Raw genomic sequence first — 19,007 nt, forward strand, 5'->3', positions numbered from 1 at the left:
GGATTTTTGCCAATCTGGGGGAAATGCCATTGACATTGCCATCTGAAAAAAATACACTAGGAAGATAATCCATTACAACGGAAGAAAGGAAGGATAGGAGATGGAAAAAGAAGTACCGGAACTCATCACCGTGGAAGCTGCGAGGGACAGTCACCGCTGGGTGGCCATTACAGCCCTGCTGCTTGCCATTGGTGTCATTTTGCATACCATCAGTCCCAATGTGGGCGGGGTGACGCCCAACTGGACCATTGCCATGTATTCCATAACCACCAATTTGACTCATCCTGGTCTTTTGCGCGCCCTGGGGACGGGATTTGTGGCAGGGCTTACCATTGTGCCTTCTTCCAAATCGGCATTTCCTTTGGGCAACATTGCCAGTGAAATTGCAGGGTCCTTGACAGCCTGCCTTCTTGTGAAGGCTTTTGTCTCCCTCCATCTGGGAAAATTTCGTCTGGGCCCCCTTATCATCGGCTTTTTTGCCACCCTTGTGAGTGGTTCTGTTTTCACGAACATCCTCTGTATTGTCCTGGGTCTTCCCTTTTCCACGTGGCTCAAGGTCATGCTGCCTGTCGTGCTTGTCGTTGCTGTCCTCAATGCACTCATTACACAGGTCCTTTATAGGCCGGTAGAAAAGGTATTCCATACGACAGGAGGTGAAGACCATGAGTGACAGTGTCATCCGTCTTTCGGGATTTTATTACGCCTATCCCCAGAGCGATGTTCTTTTGAAGGATATCAATCTTTCCGTTGAAAAAGGTTCCTTTACGGCCATCGCAGGACCCAGCGGCGCCGGCAAGACGACTCTCTGCCGGGCCATGACGGGGATTGTGCCGACCTACTATGGCGGCCGCTATGCCGGGGCGGTAGAAGTGCTCGGCGAAGATATCCGCGATAAAAAGATTTCGGATCTTGCCATGCGCGTTGGCATTATGCTTGATGATTACGAAAGCCAGATGGTCTCCCTCACGGCAGGTGAGGAAATCAGTTTCAGCCTTTTGAATCACGGTTTCAGTCCTGATGAAGTCGACGCCCGCGTCAAAGAGGCCTTAAATGACGTCGGATTGCCGGACCGGGAAAACTACCAGCTTGATGAGCTGTCGGGCGGACAGCGGCAGCGCCTGCTTTTGGCCTCCGTCCTTGCGACACGTCCTGATATCCTTATTCTTGATGAACCGGTTTCGGCCATGGACCCTGATGGGGCTCGTTCCCTGTATGCCCTTGTGGACCGGATCCATAAAGCCCACGGAATGACCGTTGTCGTTGTGGAACATGACCTTAATTATCTGCTGCCCTACATGACTCATATGGTGCTTATGGAAACAGGAAAGATCAAGGTTCAAGGTCCCTTTGAGGAAGCCGCCCGCCGGGCCTTTCCCCAGGAATCACTCCGGGCCAACCTCCCTGAACTGTGGCGCATCAAACTGGGCCTTGAAGCAAAGTACCCCGTAACACTGCAGGATTGGCGCAGTGAAGCGGCAGCCCTGCAGGAACTTGCGGAACGCTTTGAAAAGGAGAAAGACCATGATTGAAGCAAAAACCGTAACCTTTGCCTATCGGCGGGGCATACCCGTCTTGAACGATATCAGCTGTACCATCCATGATGGGGAGGCGGTGGCCCTTTTGGGGCATAATGGAAGCGGCAAAACAACCCTGAGCCGTCTTTTTATGGCCCTCAATCATCCCCGCAGCGGGCAAGTCCTCATCGATGGCCGGGATATTGTCAATTTTGAACCGGCAGACCTGGCCGATCAGATTGGCTACGTATTCCAGAATCCAGACCTGCAGATCTTGGGGGATACGGTCTATGAAGAAGTGGCCTATGGGCTCGCCAATAAGAAGCTTCCTCGATCCACCATTGACCGTCAGGTGCGGGATGCCGTAGAGGCCATGGGACTGACGCCTTTTTTGGACCGTTACCCGCGGGCCCTTTCCTTTGGTCAGAAACGCCGCCTTGGCGTTGCGACGGCCCTTGCGCTTCAGCCTAAGACCTTGATTCTTGATGAAATCACCAACGGGCAGGATGAACAGGAAAAGCGTCATATGATGGCGTATCTTGGCAGACTTCAGCAGGAGCGCCATATGACACTCATCCTCATTACCCATGATATGGATATTGCCCGGATTTATACAACACGGGCCCTCGTCCTGTCCCATGGGGACCTCGTCTATGATGGCTCTACAGCGGAGCTTTTTGACGGCAAGCGTCCCATTGAGGCGTGGGGACTGAAACAGCCTATTCTTTCCCGCATCTGCGCGCAAATGAAAGTAACGGGTGTGACGACGCCGGAAGAGCTCTGCAGCAAGCTTGCGCTGAAAGGAGGCGAGGGAAAATGAAATTGACCGCGTTTACGCGCCTTGTCCTCGTCCTTGCTGTCACAGCCTGGGTCTTTTTGCTTCCCATCCCGGCTGTTGCCATGATCCTTGCCTTGGAACTTGTCATCCTTCTTTATATTAAACGGGACCGCGCTACCATGGCGGCCATCGGAACCTTGACGGTCTTTACGGCTCTCATGATCATCTTCCAGATGCTTTTTGGCTCGAGTCTTGAAGTGGCCCTGACGGGCGGCCTGCGGATGTTTGTTATGACAACGGCCTTCCTCTGCCTTTTGGCATCGACGAAGATCCAGGATATTGCCCAGGCTCTTGTAGAAAAGTTCCATATGCCCTATGAGTATGCTTTTATGCTCACGACTGCCCTGCGCTTTGTACCGGATTTCCTGTCAGACAGCGCCATCACCCTTGACGCCCAGTCCTGTCGGGGGTATTCCAACCGCGGCAATGCCTTGAAACGTCTATTTGCCTATCTGGCTGTTGTCAAACCCCTTGTCATGCGGGCTGTCGCCAAGTCGGACACGCTTGCCCTTTCTATGGAACTTAAGGGCTTTGGGCCCAATACGTACCGCAATCGCCGGCCTATGAAACTTGGCGTGTGGGATTATTTCATGCTCCTTGTGACCGTGCTCCTGTGTGCTTATCCGCTGTGGAGCCATCGTGTAGGTCTTTGACCTCTGCTAAAACAGGGTTCGTTTCTTTGTGGATAAAAACTGCTGCGTGAAGCGGCAGTTTTTTTATGGATTTTTTGTGAACAATTCGCTTTAAAAAATAAGGAGGAATGCGGGGTTTCAGCACTTTTCCCACTGTTTTCCGGACCTTATCGCGATGGCAGGTCATAAAGGGAAATAACATAAGTTCTTAAAATAGAATTATTTTAAAAAATCCGAAGAATTTTTGACAATTCTTGACTGAAATATTGTATAATGAAATAAGCTGTTATGTTTTTCATCTTCTTTTTGCGAGGAAGTAGGGGAAAATGTACAGTTTTACGCTGCACATTAATGGAGCAAAGGTGGTGAGACCATGTCCATGTTAGAAGATATCAAAGCTGCAGAAAAGGCTGCTGATGAACTGAAGAAAGAAAAGACGGCAGCTGCCCGCACGCTTTTGCGCGATGCCCAGGAAGAAGCCCGGAAGGAAGCGGACGCCCTCGTGGCAAAGGCCCGGGAGGCAGCGCAGAAGACCGTTTCGGAAGCAGAAGCAAAGGCCCATAAGGAAGCTGATGCCTTTGTCGCCCGAAAGGCCGAAGAAGACCGGCAAAAGGCGGAGGCCGCCCGCGCCCGTCTTGACAATGCGGTGAAGTACATTATGGAAAAGGTCGTGATCGAATGCTAGTCAAAATGAAAAAATGGACGCTTTATGCGCTCAAGCAAGATCGCGACGCCCTGCTCATGGCCCTGCAGAAAGATGGCAGTGTCATGATTGAATCCGAAGGGGAGAAAAAAGGCCTTGAAGGCGCGGAAGAAGTGAGCGCCCAATTGGAAAAGACCGGTCAGGTCCTGCGTTTTATGGCGCAGAACGGGGCCAAGGGAGGTCTCTTTCCCAAGCGGACGGAACTGTCCTATGATGCTTTCCTAACGCCCAGTCAAACGGGTGAGAAGGTCACGGAACGGGTGGATACCTTGGCTAATCGGGTGGCCTCTCTTGACAGTGAAGCAGCCGCCCTCCGTACCCAAATAGAGAGCCTGAATCCTTGGCTGGACCTTGATATTCCCTTGGAACAGCTGAGTTTTACGGAAGATACCCGCCTGTTTGTAGGCTTTGTGCCCGATAAGGAAGTGGACGCTGTTCGGGAAGGCCTTGAACCGCTTCTTGCGGAAATGAAGACCTATGGCCTTGCTCCCGATGGACAGGCCCTCGTTGTCCTTGCTCACAAGGATGCGGAAGAAGGGGTCAAACACCTCCTCAAGGACCATGAATTTACGGAAGCCGTTCTTCCTAAGCGCAGCGGCCTTGCCCGGTGCGTGGCAAAAGAACTGGCGGAAGAGGCGAAGGGCAGGGAAATCGAAGCCGAAAAACTGCGCTTTGAAGCAAAGGAAGCGGCTAAGGAAAAAGCCTCCGTTGAGCTCTATTATGATCAGCTAAGTGCGGAAAAGGACCGCCTTGCCGATGCCGGCATCGAAACAGAACGTGCCTTTGTCCTAACAGGCTGGATCCGCGGGGATAGGCAGTCACATGTGGAACAGGTCATCAGCGGGGTAACGGATGCTTACCAGCTGACCTTCCGGAATCCTAACGAAGGGGAAATCCCACCGACGGTCCTTGAAAACAACAAGCTTGTGGCACCTTATGAATCCGTCATTGGGCTTTACTCCCTTCCTAAGGCCGGGACCCTCGACCCTGATTTTTTAATGGCACCGTTCCATTTCATCTTCTTTGGAATGATGCTTTCTGATGCAGGCTACGGTCTTGTCCTGACGATCTTGCTTTATCTTGTCATGAAGAAAGTAAAACCCCAGGGATTGGGCGGTCAGCTCGTTATGGTCTGCCTCTTTGGCAGTATCTCAACCATTATCTGGGGGGCACTTTTTGGCGGCTGGTTTGGCCTGGAATGGCATCCGCTGCTTTTTGTCCCTATGAATGAACCACTGAAGATGCTTGCCCTCTGCTTTGGCCTTGGCATCCTTCATCTGGCGCTGGGGATGCTGACCAAGGCCTATCTCCTGATTCGCGATGGCGACATCATGGGGGCTGTCTGCGACCAGTTCAGCTGGCTCATCCTCTTTACCGGTCTTTTCCTCATGCCGTTTGTACCAGGCAGTATCGGAAAAGATATCGCCCTTTTGGGCGCTGCCATCATCGTCCTATTTGGGGGACGGGATAAGAAGGGAATCGTGAGCCGCCTGATTGGCGGTGTCCTGAGCCTTTATAACATCAGTGGCTACCTCAGTGACCTCTTGAGCTATTCCCGTATCTTTGCCTTAGGTCTAGCAACGGGCGTCATCGCCATGGTCATCAATACGGTTGCCCAGATGCTCATTGCGGCTGGACCTGTGGGAACAGCCGCCGCTGTGGTCGTTCTTGTAGGCGGTCATTTCTTCAATATCATCATCAACATCCTGGGTGCTTTTGTTCACAGCTCCCGGCTGCAGTACATTGAATTCTTTGGTAAGTTCTATGAAGCAGGCGGCCGCGCGTTTGTTCCGCTGGCGCTTCGCACCAAATACACGGATATCGTGAAATAAGCCAATTTAAGGAGGATATGAATCATGATTAGTTTAGGAACAGCTCTTGCTATCTGCGGCGCCGCCATTGCGGCTGCCCTTGCCGGCGTTGGCAGCGCCATGGGTGTCGGGATTGCCGGCCAGGCTGCCAGCGGCGTTGTCAGTGAAGATCCGGATAAGTTTGGTAAGGTTCTCGTGCTTCAGGCCCTTCCTGGTACGCAGGGCATTTACGGTCTATTGATTGGGTTTGTCATCATCATGAATATTGGTCTTGTCAGCGGAGCTCCGAAGGACCTCACCCTTTATCAGGGCCTGTCCCTTCTCTTTGCTGGTCTGCCGATGGGTATTGGCGGCCTGCTTTCTGGTATCTATCAGGGCAAGGTAGCTGCTTCCGGTATCTACCTGACGGCAAAACGTCCGGAAGAAACCGGTAAAGGCATCATTTTGACCGCTATGGTTGAAACGTACGCCGTATTGAGCCTTCTGATTTCCTTCATCATGGTCAACGGTGTGAAACTGTAAAGAGAGGTGGACGCGTCGTGGCAGGCAACAAAATCATTGAAAAGATAGAAGAAGAAGCTAGACAGGGCGCGGCGGCGATTGAAGCGGAAGCAAAGCAAAAAGCGGAAGCGGAAAAGAGCCGTATCCTCGGGAAAGCAAAGGAATCCGCAGCGGAGATTGAAGCAAAGGCCCAGGCAGATGCCAAGGAAGCGGCCGGCCGTCTCATGCTGATTGCTGACCTCAAGAGCCGCAAGGACAGCCTTGCCGCTCAGCGGGCCGTTATCCAGGAGGCCTTTGACCAAGCAGCGCTCCGCTTGTCCCAGCTTCCCCAAGAAACCTGGGAAAAGCTGATCCTTGCCATCGTCACCCAAAGTGATGTGGAAGGGACGGAAACGCTGGTTGTACCCGCTAAGGACCGCGCAGTCTATGAAAATGGTTTTCTTTCTAAGATCAACAAGACCCTTGTGGACCAGGGAAAGAAAGGTGAAATGACCTTGGACAGCGAGACGGCTTCCTTCAAGGAAGGGATCCTCATCCGAGGGAAGGATTGTGACTACGATGGCTCTTTCGCCACGCTCCTGAGAGATGTACGCAGCGAGGAGGAATATCGCGTAGCAGGGATCCTGTTTGACGCGGAGGTGAAGTAACATGGCCCAGCCCAGTTTTGAATTTGCCCTGGGCCGGATCAGCGTCCTTTCCACGCATTTGTTATCGGCGTCCCAGCTTCGCCGCATTGCCGAAGCCGGTTCCACTAAGGAAGCACAGAAACTGCTTTTGGAAACCGGTTACGGTGAAAATGCGGCAACGGAGCAGGAACTGGCCACGGGCGAGATCGATCTCATCATCCGCGGTCAGCTTCAGCTGACGAGGAAACGAATTAAGGAACTGACGCCCGATCCGGAACTGACAGGACTTTTTCTCCTGCCCGTCGATACCCATAATATCAAGGCCCTTTTGAAGGCCCGCCTTTTGGGGACAAGTGCCGACGAGATCCTTCGTGATGGAGGAAACTTCCCCCTTGATACGCTAAAGGATATGATCCAGACCAAGTATTACGAGGACATGCCCCCAGTCTACCGCGATACACTGAATGAAATCGAGTCGGAACTCGGCCGTGAGGCCGATCCCCTTGTTTTCAGCGCTATGGTGGATGGGGCGATGTTCCGCCATGCCAAGGCAATCATGGACGCAAAGCACGAAAAAGGATTCATTCGAGCATATTTCTCCCTGTGGGCCGATTTCCAAAATACACTGAGCCTGATCCGGGCCCAGAATCTCCATTGGGAGCTCAGTCAGCTCCGCCTCGTCCTCGTCGACGCCGGCGAGATTCCCCGGACTGTCTTTGAAGAATGCCTTGATACGCCGCCTGAACAGCTTGGGGCGCGCCTCAATCAGGGCGCCCATGGTGCGGATCTCGTCCAGGCTATCAACGAATTTGCCCAGACCGGAGACCTCGGCATCATTGCCCGCCGTATGCAGGAAGGCAAGATGCAGATCATCCGCCTTGCCAAATGGGAGACGGACTCCTTAGGGCCTATTGTAGGGTACCTATATGCCCGCGAGGTTGAAGCCGAGGCCCTGCGCCTGATTTTTGGGGCCCTTGCCGGCGGCTTTGAAGCAGAGCTGCCTGAAATCTACACATAAGATCGCGAAGCTTGGGAGGAAAGATATGGATAAGAATAAGATTGCTGTTGTCGGTGATCCCAGCTCCGTTATGATCTTCAAGGCAGTAGGCTTTGATGTATTTTATGAACAAGAGCCGGACCAGATCAAACGACGGCTCCACACACTGGCTGATGAAGGGTATGTCGTCATTTACATTACGGAAATGGCAGCAAGTCTTGCGGCTGATGTCATCGATGAATATGCGACGGCGACTTTCCCGGCTATTATTCCGATTCCTGCTGGCAGCAAGTCCTTGGGACTTGGGATGAAGCGGGTCAAGGAAAATGTGGAAAAAGCCGTTGGTGCCGATATTCTATTCAAAGAAGGGTAGGGAGATAACCGATGAGCGGAAGGATCGTTAAAGTATCCGGCCCGTTGATCGTTGCTGAAGGCATGAAGGACGTGGAACTGTATGATGTGGTCCGCGTCAGTGAAAAGCGACTGATCGGCGAGGTCATCGAATTAAGAGACGATAAGGCTTCCATCGAAGTCTATGAAGAAACGGCCGGCCTTGGTCCGGGCGAACCGGTGGAATCGACAGGTTCCCCGCTGTCCGTGGAACTGGCCCCAGGCCTGATCGAAAGTATTTTTGACGGCATCCAGCGCCCGCTGGAAGTCATTTATCAATCAGAAGGCGACCGCATTACCCGCGGCATTGATGTGCCGAAACTGAACCGGGAAAAGAAATGGGCTTTTGTCCCCGTGGCCAAGGTAGGCGACGAAGTTTCCGGCGGTGATGTCATCGGTACGGTCCAGGAAACCCCGGCCGTCCTTCATAAGATCATGGTGCCGCCTGGTAAGAGCGGCGTTGTGGAATGGGTCTTTAGCGGTGAAGCTACCATTACGGAACCGGTCTATAAATTAAAGGAAGCAGATGGAACTGTCAAGGAATATCCTATGCTCCAGACCTGGCCTGTCCGTAAGGCCCGCCCTTATAAGTCGAAACTGGCTCCTGATGAACCGATGGTCACGGGCCAGCGCGTCATCGATACACTGTTCCCGATTGCAAAGGGCGGTGTGGCCGCCATTCCGGGGCCTTTTGGTTCGGGCAAGACCGTTACGCAGCACCAGCTTGCCAAGTGGGCTGATGCCGATATCATCATTTACGTCGGCTGCGGTGAACGAGGCAACGAAATGACGGACGTACTGAACGAATTCCCGGAACTAAATGACCCGAGAACGGGCCTTCCCTTGATGAAGCGAACGGTCCTTATTGCCAATACGTCCGATATGCCTGTTGCCGCGCGTGAAGCTTCCATCTACACGGGCATTACGCTGGCGGAATATTTCCGTGACATGGGCTATAAAGTCGCCATTATGGCTGACTCCACGTCCCGTTGGGCAGAAGCTCTTCGCGAAATGTCCTCCCGTCTGGAAGAAATGCCGGGCGAAGAAGGTTACCCGGCTTACCTTGCCTCCCGTTTAGCTGAATTCTATGAACGGGCAGGTGAAGTGGAATGTATGGGTAAGGATGAGCGTGTGGGGGCCGTATCGGCCATTGGCGCTGTATCTCCTCCGGGCGGTGATATTTCTGAACCGGTTTCCCAGGCGACGCTTCGCATTGTCAAGGTTTTCTGGTGCCTGTCTTCGGCCCTTGCCTATGCGCGTCACTTCCCGGCCATTGACTGGCTGCAGAGCTATTCCCTTTATTCGGACCGCCTGCGTAAGTATTACGATGCCAAAGTAGCTCCTGACTGGTCAAAGCTTGTTGGAACCACCATGGAAATCCTTCAGGAAGAAGCCAACCTCAATGAAATTGTCCGCTTGGTTGGTATCGATGCCTTGGGCTTCAAGGACCGCATCACCATGGAATGTGCGCGTTCCATCCGTGAAGATTTCCTTCACCAGAACTCTTTCCATGAAGTGGATACCTACACTTCCTTGGAAAAACAGTACGATATGCTGAAACTGATCATTACGTGGTACCAGAAGGCCTTGGACCTTTCTGGCAAACATATTGCGCTGGACCGTATCATCGATATGCCCGTCCGGGAACAGATTGGCCGTGCCAAGTATATTCCTGAAAGTGAACGGGATGAGAAGTTTGCCCAGCTGTTCAAAGATTTGGATCAGGCCTTTGCCGATCTGACGGAAGAGGGTGGCGACAATGCGTAAAGATTATAAGACAATCCGGGAAGTCGTCGGCCCCCTGATGACGGTGGATCATGTAGCTGGCGTGAAATATGACGAGCTGGTGGAAATCCATCAGGCTAACGGCGAAGTCCGCAGCGGCCGTGTCCTTGTGATTGATGGGGACCGTGCCTTGGTCCAGCTGTTTGAAAGTTCTCAGGGTCTGCAGGCTTCCACGGCCAAGGCTCGTTTCGTAGGACACGGGATCCAGCTCGGTGTTTCTCCGGATATGCTGGGCCGCGTCTTCGACGGTATGGGCAACCCCATTGATGGTGGGCCCAAGATCATTCCCCAGGAATATCTCGATATCAATGGGGCTCCGATGAACCCGGCTGCCCGTGACTATCCTGCCGAATTTATCCAAACCGGCGTCAGTGCCATCGATGGCCTGAACACGCTGGTACGCGGCCAAAAACTGCCGGTTTTCTCCGGTTCCGGTCTGCCCCATGCCCAGCTGGCTGCCCAAATTGCCCGTCAGGCCAAGGTCCTCGGCAAGGATGAAAAATTTGCCGTTGTCTTTGCGGCTGTCGGGATTACCTTCGAAGAAGCCAACTTCTTCATGGAAGACTTCAACCGTACCGGTGCCCTGAGCCGTGCCGTTATGTTCATCAACCTTGCCAATGACCCGGCTGTCGAACGTATTTCCACGCCGCGTATGGCCATTACGGCAGCCGAATATCTGGCTTTTGAAATGGACATGCATGTGCTTGTCATCATTACGGACATTACCAACTATGCCGATGCCCTGCGTGAAGTCTCTGCTGCCCGTAAGGAAGTTCCGGGCCGCCGCGGCTACCCTGGCTACCTTTATACGGACCTTGCCACCATGTACGAACGGGCAGGGAAGATCCGCGGCAAGAAGGGCTCCATTACGATGATCCCAATCCTGTCCATGCCGGAAGATGATAAGACCCATCCAATCCCTGACCTTACGGGATATATTACGGAAGGTCAGATCATCCTTTCCCGCGAGCTGTATCGGAAAGGACTCAAACCGCCGATTGACGTCCTGCCATCCCTGTCCCGACTGAAGGATAAGGGCGTTGGTAAGGGAAAGACCCGTGAAGATCATGCGGATACGATGAACCAGCTCTTTGCTGCCTATTCCCGTGGGAAATCGGCAAAAGAATTGGCCACGATCCTTGGTGATTCTGCCCTGAGCCGCGTAGATAAGCTTTATGCAAAATTTGCCGACGCTTTTGAACGGGAATATGTTTCCCAGGGGTATGAAACCAACCGCTCCATCGAGGAGACCCTCGACATCGGATGGAAGCTTTTGGGCATCCTGCCGAAGGGCGAACTGAAACGTATCCGTGACGAATACTTGGATAAGTACTACAAACCTGCGGATGGCTCTGAGGGGGAATAACCCATGGCTACAACTGTGAACCCGACACGAATGGAGCTGACCCGCCTCAAGAAGCGGCTCGCGACGGCAGTGCGGGGGCATAAGCTCCTAAAGGACAAACGGGATGAAATGGTGCGCCAGTTTATGCTTTACATCCGGCGCAACCACGAACTCAGACAGAAGATGGAAAAAGCTCTGTCCGATGTATCCCAGCATTTTGTCCAGGCAAAGGCTCAGATGGGGTCCCTCTATATGAGTGAAGCCCTTCTCTATCCGGCACGGAGCGCTGAATTTGAAGTAGGGACGAAAAACGTCATGAGCGTTGACGTCCCGACCATCAAATACACGGGCGCGACAACGGATGATGAGACCCGCGTGCCCTATGCCTTTACCTTTACGTCGGCAGAACTTGATAATGCCGTCGTAAATCTTACCTCGTACCTGCCCGATCTGTTGGAGCTTGCTGAGGTGGAAAAGACCTGCAATATGCTCGCCGATGAAATCGAAAAGACTCGGCGGCGCGTCAACGCCCTGGAATATGTCATGATTCCGGAAATGCAGGAAAATATCAAGTATATTACCATGAAGCTTTCGGAAAATGAACGTGCCAGTACGGTACGCCTCATGAAAGCCAAGGAAATCATGGCCAAATAAGGAGGGACCCCTGCAGGCAGCAGGGGTCCTTCTTTTCTTATGCCTTACCCGTATGGAAACCCGGCAGGAGGAAGTATTGGACGGAACCTATGGAACCCGCTACAATGGAATTATCCAATCTAGGGAAGCTGAAAGACAGTGGCAGCTGCCAGTCTTCTTGCCGGTATCCTAAGGATTTCAGGCAGGGATTTTTTACCCAATCTGTCAATTCCCTTTTTTCTACCTTCCTGAAAGATCAGCGTTTTTTCGCTGACGCCACTTCACCATGACAGAAATGGGGTTTTTGGCTTGGACTAAGAACGTAAATCAGCCTGTGGGTCGGATTGACCTTGACAATCATTTTGGAAAGAGAGGTGAGGCGAGCCATCTTTTCCCTATGAAAGGAATGCCAGCTCGCGTTTGCGATGAAACGTACCCAGCAGATCCTACTAGTCGTCATCATGATGTTTGTCGCTGTATCAGGTGTCTACCGGTATCTGCCTTGCTTCAAGGAGGTTTTTATCTCTGGGAGGGAGCCTTATGAAAATTGTGCAGAAGCCGGAAGTGAACCCAAAGGCGCCATCGGTGAGGCCTCATCAAAACTTGTCGTCCTGCCAAGTCCGGAAACCATCCGGAGCTCAGGTACAGGAGAGATTGCCGTGTCAAACCAAGTGACTACGCCCTACGGCGAAGCCCCCCATATCCTGAGCCATTTTCCCAAGGACCATCCCAGTTCATTGAAACCGGTCCTGCGATGGGAAAAGGCGGATGATGCCGTAGTCTATGAGGTCCAGCTTGCTAAGGATGGAACTGTATTTCAGACTGATGGCTATGTCTTTATTAACGGCTATCATGCCGTCCTTCCTGACGACTATGCGGCTGACCATTTTGAATTCCGGGTCCGCGCCCTTAATTTGGACCGTGTCCCGATGACTCCCTTTTCCGCGTGGGAAACGGTCTATGTAGATCCCCAAATGCCTTCCCTCCAGCGTCCTGTCCCGACCAACCGCTTCAATGAAGGCATAGGGACGACCCTTCTTTATCCTGTTTATAACTGGATTCCTGTCCACGGGGCCCGAAACTACGAAGTGGAGATTCTCAGCCGCTTGCCGGAGCGTCCAGATCAGCGGGCAGACGCGGCGATTACCCTAGGACGGGGCAAGGCGACTGGCTTTGATTGGTATGACGATACAAAGCGCGTGGCTTCTTATCCCCTTTATTGGCGGGTCCGCGCCCTTGATGACGAAGGTCAGCCCATTGGCGTATTTTCTGAGCCCCAGAAAATGGTAATAAATCCATCTGACCACTGGGAGGTTGCGACTTTGGGCGACAGTATTTACCATGGCGGCGGGAACCTTTCCTATTCACCGAGTGATTGGGAATACAGCTTCCAGCACTATTTGAAGTTTGATTCCATTAACCTGGCCCAAAGCGGGGATACGAGCGGGGCCACCTTGGCCCGCTTTGATGATGATGTCCTGCCTTTCCATCCCCACTATCTCATCATCATGACGGGAACCAACAGTCTGCGGGCTGGCGTGGATCCAGATGATGTCATTTCCGACCTTGCCGCCATCAAGGAAAAATGTGAACAAAACGGGATCTGCCCAATTTTTATGACCTTGCCACCAATCAATCCCCAGAATATTGCCCGGGCCTTCAATGAACCGACGGCTGAGGATTGGAAGGAGCGCTTTGCTGCTGTCAATGCTTATATCAGGACCCAGATCCATATCGATCTTGCGGGAAAAATCCCCGAAGGGGTGGACCTTCCGACGGAACTCGGCCTTGATGGCATTCATCTCGATCCGCCCGGTAAGAAACTGATGGCAGAAGCGGTCAACGAGCAGTGGGAAAAGGTTCTGGCCCAATTTGCGGAAAAATAGTCGCTGGAGGTGCATTGGCTGGGGATTTCCCACATAGGGAAATGATACTGATTGTTTATACTATTTTATGATTTTTTCTGTTTGTACCCACTTATTCATGAAACTTTCATTTTCTTTTTTTATAATAAGCCCTAGAGGAAGGCAAGAAAGCAGGGTGACTCCAGACCCTGCAGCATGGATCCGTTGGTGACTCCTCTCCGGCGTTTCTTTTCTTGTCATGCAAGCCTCTATTTTTCCCCAGGTAGTCCAGAGCTTCCCCGCTCGGATTACCATCCCCATATCCGGAGTCCCCATGTTGGGGGCTCATTTTTTTTTGATGGTTTATATCATCGCGATGATTTTCATTCTTTTTTCACGAAAAAGGTGTAAAATAAGACGTCACTCAAGTGGTTTATCCCATCATAACAGATTTCTTTTTGCAGGTTTCCTATATCGGAAAGGAGGAATTCCATGAAAATCCTCGTTGTAGAAGATGAACCTTCCTTAAACCAGATTATTGCCAAGAGGCTCAAGATCGAAGGCTACTCCGTCGATCAAGCAGAAAATGGCCGTGATGCCTTGGAGTTTGTGGCGCTGGCCGAATACGACCTGCTCATCGTGGACATCCTTATGCCCGAAATGGATGGTCTGACCCTTGTCCACACGCTGCGGGAAAAGAATGTGACCGTACCGGTTCTTTTCCTTACGGCCCTTGATGGGACGGAAGATAAGGTCAAGGGCCTTGATGCCGGAGGGGATGATTATTTGGTCAAACCCTTTGAATTTTCAGAGCTCCTTGCCCGGGTTCGGGCCCTCTTGCGCCGCTCTGGGGGGACGGCGGTGCCCAAGAATGAATTGCAGCTGTCCGATCTTGTCCTGTCGGAGAGTGCCCATACGGTTACCCGCGGCGGGAAGCCAATCGCGTTGACCCCCAAAGAATTTTCTGTGCTCGAATACCTGCTTCGGAACCAAGGGATTGTTCTGTCCCGGGATAAGATCCTGGAACATGCCTGGGATTTTTCCTATGAAGGAGCTTCTAACATGGTAGATGTATACATCAAGACCTTACGAAAGAAAATCGACCATGATTTTGAGCCTAAGCTCCTTCACACCGTACGAGGTGCCGGTTATGTCCTTAAGGAATAAGCTGGTTTCCTTTTCTGCTTCTGTCATGCATTTTTTGAAGGATATGCCCGTTTCCATCAAGGTCACGGCCTACTATACCCTGTTTTTGGGGTTATTGCTTCTGCTTGTGACCATGAGCGGGTTTCAAATGGCTAAGTACCTTGAAATCAAGGAAATGGACAAAGTGCTCCTAGAGGTGACGGTCCGGGCCTCGCGCAACGAAAAAGCTTTTGATGTCTATGATCGAAATGTCTATCTTTCCATCCACAATCATGAAGATAAGATTGTCTACGGCGGCATGCCGGAAGGGTTTCCTCAGGAGCGCCCCCATTTTGGGGAAGGCCCCCAATCTATTAAGGTTGGAGGTGTGGAATACCGCTATGTGGATATTCCAGTTCGGCCTCCGCGGGAGCTGCGGGGTGATAGGACGGATACTTCCTTGACGGGCATGGGGCTTGATCTCCAGCAGCCGCGTCAGGGACCGTTTGTGTCGGGAGAAAAATATGGACATCATCTGTGGGTTCGGGGCATTATGTCCGGGGAAGCTGCTTCCAGCAGATGGCGGACCCTGATTGTGACCTATCTGGTGTTCTTTCCTCTCTTTTTGATTCTTGTTATCGTCGGGGGCTACCGGATTGTCCGCCGTTCTTTTGCACCTGTGGCCTCCATGAGCAAGGCAGCCCGGGCCATTGGGGAAACGGGGGACCTATCCCAGCGGCTTCCCGTTGGCGAAGGAAGTGATGAAATCCATCAGATGGGACGCACCATGAACCACATGCTTGATCAGATTGAGGATCTCATGGGCCGTGAAAAACGCTTCACCTCCGATGTTTCCCATGAGCTCAGGACGCCCATTGCTGTCATTATGGCAGAAAGTGAATTCGGTAAGGATTACGCGGAAAACGTAGAAGAAGCGAAAAAGGAAATGGGCAGGATCTTTGACCAGGCCCGTCACATGAACCGCATGATTGGGCAGCTCCTCGAACTGACCCGACTCGGCAACAAGCGGTCTGTTCCCCTCTCGCCCCTTGATATCTCAGCCTATGTGGCAGATATCGTAACGGACTACCAGAAACTTCCGGAAAGCAGGGACATTACGTGGGATATCCAGATTGAACCGAATATTACGGTGCCTACGGATCAATCACTTTTCATGAGGATCTTTATCAATTATCTGGATAATGCCATGAAGTTTACCCGTTCGCGGGTTAAGGTCTGCCTATATGGAAAGGGAAACGAGGTCTATTTGACCGTATCCGATGATGGGGCGGGGATGGATGAATCCACCTTGAAAAAAATCTGGGACCGTCTCTATCAAGCGGACGCGTCGCGCAGCCGGAAGTTGAATGCTGGATTGGGGCTTGGCTTATCCTTTGTGGCTGCGGCGGCAAAGCTCCTGGACTGCCGGGCCTATGCTGAAAGCACGCCTGGTGTGGGAAGCACCTTTTATCTTGTTTTTAAGAGATAGGGCAGTAAAAAAGACTGTACAGGAAGGATCCTGTGCAGTCTTTTTGGTTTTGGGGACGGCTATACATTTCCTAGGTGGACCCATGTGAGGTATTGTTTGGCCTCACGGGAAAGCGCCGCAAGACAGGATAGGGAGGTCTCTGGGCGGCAGGCGTGATAGCGGGGAAAATAGCGGGTCAGATGAAGGGGAATTTCTGGGGAAAGGGAAGCAATCCATTGGGCTTCGTCTCGCATCTCAAGAAGACGATCGTTTAACCCGGGAACAATGAGGGTCGTCAGCTCCACATGGGTCCCGAAACGGACGGCTTGGACGATGTTTTCTTTCGTTTCCGCAAGGTTTACTGAAAGGCTGCGGCAGCCTTTCAGTAAAGCATTTGAGGTCGATGTTCATGGCGTCTGTAAGGGGCAGCAGATCATGGAAGCGAGCGGGGGCGAGGCTGCCATTGGTAACAAGGACCGTTGCAAGGCCTGTTTCCTTGATGAGCCGAAAGGTATCCAGCACATATTCAATGTTTATGAGGGGTTCGTTATAGGTAAAAGCAAGGCCGATGCAGCCTGTTTCTTTATGCATCTTTCCCGCAAGGGCAGCAAGTTTTTCCGGGGGAAGGACAAAGCGGGTGGCTTCCCTGCCATGTTGGGAAATTTCGTGATTCTGGCAGAACGGGCAGGCAAGATTGCAGCCAAAACTGCCGGCAGAAAGGATGTGCGTTCCCGGGTGGAAGTGATAGAGGGGTTTCTTCTCGATGGGGTCAAGGGCAAGACTGGTGAGCTTTCCATAGGACAGGCTTACCAGTCGTCCCTGTTGGTGCTGCCGTGCGCGGCAAAAGCCGATTTCACCGTCAGCAAGGCAGCAGTGATGATGACAAAGCAGGCAGGTCAGGATGGGAGACATCACGAACACACCTCCTTTGAAATGGCTCCTAAAGGCTCATATTTCATTTTTAAGGCGTGCAAAGAAGAAATATGATAAATGGTTCGCATAAAAAGAAAAAAAGCTTATAAAGCATTTTGAGGGACGGCATAACAGAAAAATGCTTCTGAAAGATGGCCCCTTTTGTTCCGGGTCCTTAGGGGGTTCCTTTTGGAAAGCGGCGCACCCATTTGGAAAGGCGGGACGCGTAGGGAAAAAGGCTGGCTTCCCTTCCCTGAAGGATGGGAGCCTAGGCGTGGCGCGTCACTGTGAAGCGGTAGAGTAAGATCGGTTCATCGGCCCCGATGCCGCCTTTTTGACGGGCAATCTGGATTTGCTGGGACACACTTTCCACACCGTCAAGATCGGGAAGGAGGAGCCCCCGCCGCGTTCCATCTAGACTTTCGGTGATGACGCCATAGCGTTTGGGGTCAAGGCTGGATTCATCTGCTATGCGTTCTGGGACGCCAAGAATATCGACGGAATAGACAAGGTCCGGCAGTTCCTCTTTGCGCACTGCCGGAAAGCGGGAATCGTGCAGGGCTGCGCTGATGCCATTGGCTATGATTTCAAGGGCCGTGCTTTTCTTCGTCGGGGCAATGGTCCCAATGCAGCCCCTAAGATTTCCGTAAAGGTGGAGGGACACAAAAACGCCGTGACGGCTTCCTGTCAGTGATTTTGGGAGATGCTCCGGCAAAGGCAGGGGGCGCCCCGTTGTGACAATTGTTTCAACGCTTCTGCGGGCAAGGGTCACATAGGGGTCTTCTTGCTGCTTTTGGGTCTTTCGCTTTTCTGCAAGCTGCTGATGCAGGACGCCTGCCAGTTGGCGCTCGGGATTAGCCCCTGTGACGGAAAAGCTCACAATGCCGTAGCCGACACCAAAAATGTCCTCGTAGGAGCGGCGCGTCGTGGAAACGGTAAGGCCATCCAAGGCGCCTGCCATGATCCAAAAAGAATGGAGCCCGCATTCGGCGGCTTTCCTTGAAAAAGTGGGGTCCATGGTGAGTAGGGAGACAAAATCCGCCCTTTCAAGAAAAGACAAGCAGTCCCTGTCCCAAAGGGGACCTTCAGGGGCATAGCCGTAAGGGCCATCTTCCCGGAGTTTGTGGGATAAATCCCCGCTGGCAATGAAAATGATCCGGCGTTTCAGGGAGGACGCGGCTTCGGCGATGGTCTTTCCCAGAGCATAGTGGGCTTCCGGAGAAAGGCCGGATAGACCGATACGGACAATCTTGAGGGTGTTTACATCGCCATGCTTTTGGTAAAAGTAAAGCGGCAGGAGGGTTCCATGATCAAGCTCTGGGTGATGAGTTCCCAGAAGCCCTGCTGCAAGGCCCTTATCCTCTGCCCTTTCACTGATTGCAGCCGCCAGGGCTTTGTCATAGCTTACCTTGATGCGTACCTGAGGGGCACCAAACTGTCCAAAGCTGCCTTCGGCCTCCGTTCCTGGGGAAATGGCAAAGTAGTCCACATAGGCATCAGCATGAGGACTTGTAATAACGAGTGTATCGGCATGAAGGGCCGCGGCTTCCGCCATGACCGCATCATAGGCGGCGCTCGTGCGGGCAATCTTCTTTTCTTCCCCTTTTCCAATTTCAGGGACAATGATGGGCGGATGGGGAACCGCGTAGGCTGCAAGGATCATGGAGTATCACCTTCCTTTTTCTTATGTTCCTGAAGGAGCTTTTTCCCATATTGTAGCATATTTTGAGGGGGTGACGGACCAAGGTGGGAATGGGGGTAAGAAAATGGTATAAAGCATAAAAAAGGTTCTATAATTTATTTTGGGGCGCTAAAGTGACCGTCCAGATGCGTGTCCTCTCAGCGCCTACTTTTTTTCAATAAAAAAATAGGCATATGCACTC

At 52.3% G+C, this 19,007-nt stretch carries 17 protein-coding genes and 1 pseudogene; 16 read left to right on the forward strand and 2 right to left on the reverse strand.

What is annotated here, in order from left to right; translation table 11 throughout:
* The first annotated feature begins 100 nt into the window (after nt 1-100).
* The 16 genes from HMPREF1246_RS09545 to HMPREF1246_RS09630 all read left to right on the forward strand — a co-directional run bounded on the left by HMPREF1246_RS09545 (nt 101) and on the right by HMPREF1246_RS09630 (nt 16,233).
* The gene (locus HMPREF1246_RS09545) at nt 101-670 is read left to right on the forward strand and encodes a tryptophan transporter (protein ID WP_021737364.1); all 570 of its coding nucleotides are present in this window, start codon (nt 101-103) and stop codon (nt 668-670) included.
* Entirely contained in the window at nt 663-1,529 is an 867-nt protein-coding gene (locus HMPREF1246_RS09550) for an energy-coupling factor ABC transporter ATP-binding protein (protein ID WP_016459843.1), read from the forward strand. Before HMPREF1246_RS09545 ends, HMPREF1246_RS09550 begins: the two co-directional genes overlap by 8 nt.
* Nucleotides 1,522-2,334: an energy-coupling factor ABC transporter ATP-binding protein gene (locus HMPREF1246_RS09555; protein ID WP_035224771.1), complete on the forward strand. Its 813-nt coding sequence runs from the start codon at nt 1,522-1,524 to the stop codon at nt 2,332-2,334. Before HMPREF1246_RS09550 ends, HMPREF1246_RS09555 begins: the two co-directional genes overlap by 8 nt.
* Complete coding sequence (locus HMPREF1246_RS09560; protein ID WP_021737382.1) at nt 2,331-3,005, forward strand: energy-coupling factor transporter transmembrane component T; 675 nt, start codon at nt 2,331-2,333, stop codon at nt 3,003-3,005. The genes HMPREF1246_RS09555 and HMPREF1246_RS09560 overlap by 4 nt, the downstream gene beginning before the upstream one ends.
* 352 nt (nt 3,006-3,357) lie before the next feature.
* Nucleotides 3,358-3,669, forward strand: a complete 312-nt coding sequence (locus HMPREF1246_RS09565) for a hypothetical protein (RefSeq protein ID WP_009015097.1) — start codon at nt 3,358-3,360, stop codon at nt 3,667-3,669.
* Between the two features lie 5 nt (nt 3,670-3,674).
* The gene (locus HMPREF1246_RS09570) at nt 3,675-5,519 is read left to right on the forward strand and encodes a V-type ATP synthase subunit I (protein WP_231368284.1); all 1,845 of its coding nucleotides are present in this window, start codon (nt 3,675-3,677) and stop codon (nt 5,517-5,519) included.
* A gap of 24 nt (nt 5,520-5,543) precedes the next feature.
* Nucleotides 5,544-6,020 (forward strand): V-type ATP synthase subunit K, encoded by a 477-nt coding sequence (locus HMPREF1246_RS09575; RefSeq protein WP_009015095.1) that lies wholly within the window; start codon nt 5,544-5,546, stop codon nt 6,018-6,020.
* Between the two features lie 17 nt (nt 6,021-6,037).
* Nucleotides 6,038-6,646 (forward strand): V-type ATP synthase subunit E, encoded by a 609-nt coding sequence (locus tag HMPREF1246_RS09580; RefSeq protein ID WP_009015094.1) that lies wholly within the window; start codon nt 6,038-6,040, stop codon nt 6,644-6,646.
* Between the two features lies 1 nt (nt 6,647).
* Complete coding sequence (locus HMPREF1246_RS09585; protein ID WP_009015093.1) at nt 6,648-7,643, forward strand: V-type ATPase subunit; 996 nt, start codon at nt 6,648-6,650, stop codon at nt 7,641-7,643.
* 25 nt (nt 7,644-7,668) lie between these two features.
* Entirely contained in the window at nt 7,669-7,995 is a 327-nt protein-coding gene (locus tag HMPREF1246_RS09590) for a V-type ATP synthase subunit F (protein WP_009015092.1), read from the forward strand.
* Between the two features lie 11 nt (nt 7,996-8,006).
* Nucleotides 8,007-9,779: a V-type ATP synthase subunit A gene (locus tag HMPREF1246_RS09595; RefSeq protein WP_009015091.1), complete on the forward strand. Its 1,773-nt coding sequence runs from the start codon at nt 8,007-8,009 to the stop codon at nt 9,777-9,779.
* The gene (locus tag HMPREF1246_RS09600; protein ID WP_009015090.1) at nt 9,772-11,163 is read left to right on the forward strand and encodes a V-type ATP synthase subunit B; all 1,392 of its coding nucleotides are present in this window, start codon (nt 9,772-9,774) and stop codon (nt 11,161-11,163) included. The genes HMPREF1246_RS09595 and HMPREF1246_RS09600 overlap by 8 nt, the downstream gene beginning before the upstream one ends.
* A 3-nt stretch (nt 11,164-11,166) precedes the next feature.
* Nucleotides 11,167-11,796, forward strand: a complete 630-nt coding sequence (locus tag HMPREF1246_RS09605; protein ID WP_009015089.1) for a V-type ATP synthase subunit D — start codon at nt 11,167-11,169, stop codon at nt 11,794-11,796.
* A 404-nt stretch (nt 11,797-12,200) separates the two neighbouring features.
* The gene (locus HMPREF1246_RS09615; RefSeq protein WP_009015088.1) at nt 12,201-13,661 is read left to right on the forward strand and encodes a GDSL-type esterase/lipase family protein; all 1,461 of its coding nucleotides are present in this window, start codon (nt 12,201-12,203) and stop codon (nt 13,659-13,661) included.
* A gap of 450 nt (nt 13,662-14,111) precedes the next feature.
* On the forward strand, nt 14,112-14,786 hold the full coding sequence (locus HMPREF1246_RS09625) for a response regulator transcription factor (protein WP_009015087.1): 675 nt from the start codon (nt 14,112-14,114) through the stop codon (nt 14,784-14,786).
* Nucleotides 14,770-16,233, forward strand: a complete 1,464-nt coding sequence (locus HMPREF1246_RS09630; protein ID WP_016459841.1) for a cell wall metabolism sensor histidine kinase WalK — start codon at nt 14,770-14,772, stop codon at nt 16,231-16,233. Before HMPREF1246_RS09625 ends, HMPREF1246_RS09630 begins: the two co-directional genes overlap by 17 nt.
* 59 nt (nt 16,234-16,292) lie before the next feature.
* Here HMPREF1246_RS09630 and HMPREF1246_RS09635 read toward each other — a convergent pair.
* Nucleotides 16,293-17,124 (reverse strand): annotated as a pseudogene (locus HMPREF1246_RS09635) (radical SAM protein).
* A 268-nt stretch (nt 17,125-17,392) separates the two neighbouring features.
* The gene (gene amrA / locus HMPREF1246_RS09640; RefSeq protein ID WP_021737371.1) at nt 17,393-18,787 is read right to left on the reverse strand and encodes an AmmeMemoRadiSam system protein A; all 1,395 of its coding nucleotides are present in this window, start codon (nt 18,785-18,787) and stop codon (nt 17,393-17,395) included.
* Between the last annotated feature and the right edge of the window lie 220 nt (nt 18,788-19,007).

This window comes from Acidaminococcus sp. BV3L6 (genome assembly GCF_000468835.1).
Taxonomy (GTDB): domain Bacteria; phylum Bacillota; class Negativicutes; order Acidaminococcales; family Acidaminococcaceae; genus Acidaminococcus; species Acidaminococcus intestini.